Source organism: Roseomonas genomospecies 6 (assembly GCF_008365375.1).
Lineage (GTDB): Bacteria > Pseudomonadota > Alphaproteobacteria > Azospirillales > Azospirillaceae > Azospirillum.
This window is the reverse complement of sequence record NZ_QOKW01000070.1, coordinates 1-2,454: the sequence shown is the minus strand read 5'-3', so window position 1 is coordinate 2,454 and position 2,454 is coordinate 1. Positions and strand designations below refer to the sequence as shown.

Sequence of the window (2,454 nt, the reverse complement as noted above, 5' to 3'; positions counted from 1 at the left end):
ACAAACCCACCAACATCAGACCGCCGCCGTCAGCGGCGGTCTGATGGCGCACGTCCTTGCAACCCCAAGCTGACCATCGCCGTTCAGCGGACAGGCTGCGAGTCACCCTGGTGCATAAAGGCGGCTAACTGGATCAGCGCCTGCTTGGCGACCTCGATCCGCGGTGTGCCCGGAGCGGCAGTGGCTCGCTCCTGCAAGGCCCGCAATTCCGCGAACTCGGGCGAGAACATGCTAAGCGGGTTGCTTCTCGCCCTATTGGATGCGTCCTGTACTCTCCGTTCGATGGCGGGATCGAGCGTATAGGACCAGTTCATGCTGGTCGAGGCGTCCAGAAGCAGGGCCACTTGGTCGGAACGCCGCACCGGGCAGTCCGCCAGTTGGGTCGGCGGCTGCGGAGCGGCGGCGTGGAGGGGCGCGCCGGGAGGCGGAGTCGGGCAGGATGCGGCCTGCGCCAGCCGGCGCTCCAGCTGCCGGGCCTCTTCCGCCAGCGTGGCACCGCGTAGCCGCTCCGCCTCATTCTGGCTGATCGACGGCGCAGGAACGGCGCAGGAGTCGATGAGCCAGCCCACGCCGGGCACGAAGAGGCCGCAGGCGGACAAGGCGAGCCAACCGATCACGACGGCAAGGACGGCCAGCAGTCCGAAAAGCCCCGCGGCTGCGGTCGCCCGGGAGGAGCGCCGCGCGTCAGTCATCGCCACGTTCCACCCGCCTTGCCGCCGGAAACGGTGTTGTTGTCCCGAGCGAAGGTCCTGTGATCATGAACATTTTCGTTCGGCCTATCCCCACAAGCTTCGTAAATTCTGCTATCGCCGCATTGATGCAGCAACCATCAGGCGTTTGGAAAGACATCGTTAGCAATTTTCGAGCAAAATGTGCCGCAAGTCCACCCCAAACAGGGTTAGAGAAAGAATCCTGATTGCGGTCCTGACGGGTGCCGCCCCACGCAAAACGTGATAGGCGAAATGTCTTTACAATTGGTGTAAACGCGAGGGATGTGAAAATTATGCTGAAAAAATCGCAGATGGTGTCCGCGTTAGTTCTCGCCATTTCCTTGGCGGCTTGCACGACAACTGGCCATCAAGCGTCGCAAAATCTGTCTCCTCAACAGCAGGCGCTGCGAGATTATTCGGCAGACTACACCGCGCAGGGCGCAATCGCCGGCGCGGCGGTGGGCTGCCTGGCTGGCCTCCTGATTAGCGACAACAAGGCCGCCGGTTGCGCGACGGGTGCCGCAGTGGGGGGCTTGGCCGGCGGCTCGACGGGCTACTATGTCGCCCAGCGCCAGGGGCAAGCCGGTGCGGCCAGCGCCGAATACGCCGTTCAGAAGAACAAGCTGGAAGAAGACGTCGCTCAGGCGAACCGGGCTGTCCAGACATCCGCTGACGTGTCCAGGGATGCACAGGCCGAAATCAAGCAGCTGCAGCGTCAGGTGGCGTCTGGGCAAGCATCCAAGAGCCAACTCGCGTCGAGAGTGCAGGAGGCCGAACGGGACCGCGCGAGCATGGTGAAGATCTCGACGGGTCTCCAGGAGAAGATCGACAGCCTGGAGGCCGGCATCAAGGGCGGCACCATCAGCAAGAGCGATCTCGCTTACATGAAGACGAAGCGGACTCAACTCGTCGCGGAGAAGCAGAAGCTGGACAACACGATCAACGATCTTGCCGGCGTGACGGCGGCCGTGGCCGGCGTTTGATGTCAGGGCCGGCAGGGAGTTCTGGCGTGTTCAAAGTCAAGACGGTAAGGCATCTCGTCCTGGTCTCGGCCTTGCTGCCGGTGGTGGCGGGCTGCGCGACCACGGCCGAGCAGTGCGATCCCGGCAAGGTCAACAACGTGTTCGCGGCGGCAAGCTGTAGCGCGTCCGGGGGATTCGAGGCTCATCTCGCCGCTACACGGTTGGAGGTCGAGGCGCTGCGCGTGGAGGCCGCCGCGTCTCGGACAAGGGCGTCCGATGCTGAGCGCGAGGCAAAGAGGCTAGTGGGCAACCGCTCGGCGCTGCAGCAGAAGATGGCTTCAGAAAGGCGTGATCTGGATCGTCTGCGGTTGAAGCTCGCGGGTATGCGTGTCGAGGGCGAAAAGGACCGCGCGAGACAGGCCGTTCTCAACGAACAGTTGAAGGCGGTGGAAGCCAATCTGGCGAACATGAACAACAGCGGCCAATCCGCACAGGAGATCGCCGCCCTGGAGGCGGATATCGCCGCTCGGAAGGAAGTGATAGCAAAGCTGTCCGGTCGGGCCATGCAGGAGTAGGCCCCGCGTGACGCAGGCGCTCCGGAAGGTCGGGAGCGCCTGCCCCATGTGTCCGCACCAGGGACTGAGCCGGCACCGTCCTAGTGCACTGACTCATTCAGAAGGTGCAGGCAAACGGCTGAGTTTATCGAGGATTTTCTCGGCCGGTTTGGTCCAGACGAAGGGCTTGGATGCCCTGTTGTGCTCGCGAATGTAGCGGGCAATGGC

At 63.3% G+C, this 2,454-nt stretch carries 3 protein-coding genes and 1 pseudogene; 2 read left to right on the top strand and 2 right to left on the bottom strand.

All coding sequences use genetic code 11. The features are described from left to right. Positions 1-83 precede the first annotated feature (83 nt). On the bottom strand, positions 84-692 hold the full coding sequence (locus tag DS843_RS30755) for a hypothetical protein (protein ID WP_149472605.1): 609 nt from the start codon (positions 690-692) through the stop codon (positions 84-86). A 311-nt stretch (positions 693-1,003) separates the two neighbouring features. On the opposite strand from DS843_RS30755, the gene DS843_RS30750 reads away from it, so the two are divergent. Then, positions 1,004-1,693: a YMGG-like glycine zipper-containing protein gene (locus tag DS843_RS30750; RefSeq protein ID WP_149472604.1), complete on the top strand. Its 690-nt coding sequence runs from the start codon at positions 1,004-1,006 to the stop codon at positions 1,691-1,693. Between the two features lie 26 nt (positions 1,694-1,719). Beyond that, the gene (locus tag DS843_RS30745; protein ID WP_149472603.1) at positions 1,720-2,247 is read left to right on the top strand and encodes a hypothetical protein; all 528 of its coding nucleotides are present in this window, start codon (positions 1,720-1,722) and stop codon (positions 2,245-2,247) included. Between the two features lie 93 nt (positions 2,248-2,340). On the opposite strand, the pseudogene DS843_RS30740 reads toward DS843_RS30745, so the two are convergent. Beyond that, positions 2,341-2,454, bottom strand: a pseudogene (locus DS843_RS30740) (IS630 family transposase); the annotation flags it as partial.